Raw genomic sequence first — 746 nt, forward strand, 5'->3', positions numbered from 1 at the left:
GTTGAGGAGGCCTGCGGCGTCGGCGGAGATGTGTACGGTGGTGCCTTCGAGGATGGCGGTGTCGTTCGGGCCGGTCTGGAGGGGCTTCAGGGTTCCTCCGTGGAGGTCGAAGAGGAGGGCCTGGGTGACGGCGGTGGTGCCGTTGACGGCGACGTCTCCGTAGAGCTTGGAGGTGCCGGGGTCGATGGTGAAGTTGGTCAGGTCGACGACGGTGTCACCGGCGGTGAGGGAGAAGCCGGAGCCTTCGTGCTTGATGGTTCCCTGTACGTAGGGGCGGTACTTCTGGGCGGGGTCGTAGTAGTCGACGTTTCCGCCGGTGATGGGGAAGTGGAGGGATCCGTCGGTGAGGGTTGCTGTTCCGACGGTTCCGGGGGTGAGGCCGAGGCTGGTGAGGGCGGCGGCGAAGTTGGAGTCGAGGAGAACGGCGGTGTCGACACCGGTCAGGGACGGGATCGATGCGACCGGGGTCGGGGTCGACTCGGCAGATGATGACGGCGATGACGTCGAGGAGGTGGATGACTCAGACGTCGTCGAGCAGGCGGCGAGGGAGAAAGCGAGGAGACCGGCAGCGGCGAGGCTGATCGAGGTCTTGGCGATGTTGCGCATGAGGTGTGTTTCCTTTGCTGGGGAGTTGTTGCGGACACAGGTAGTTCGCCACCCCCGGCAGATCGGTTTGGTCGGTGTGTGCTCCACATCAGGAAAACCCGGGTCGCCACGTGCGAGAAGCACGCAATCGCGCGACTTTT

At 64.7% G+C, this 746-nt stretch carries 1 protein-coding gene; it reads right to left on the minus strand.

Going from position 1 to position 746, the window contains the following annotated elements; genetic code table 11:
* Nucleotides 1-606 (minus strand): hypothetical protein (locus TZ00_RS18530; protein ID WP_044444018.1); only part of this gene is annotated, 606 nt, incomplete at its 3' end.
* Nucleotides 607-746: the final 140 nt, after the last annotated feature.

It is taken from the genome of Agreia bicolorata (assembly GCF_000938265.1).
Lineage (GTDB): Bacteria > Actinomycetota > Actinomycetes > Actinomycetales > Microbacteriaceae > Agreia > Agreia bicolorata.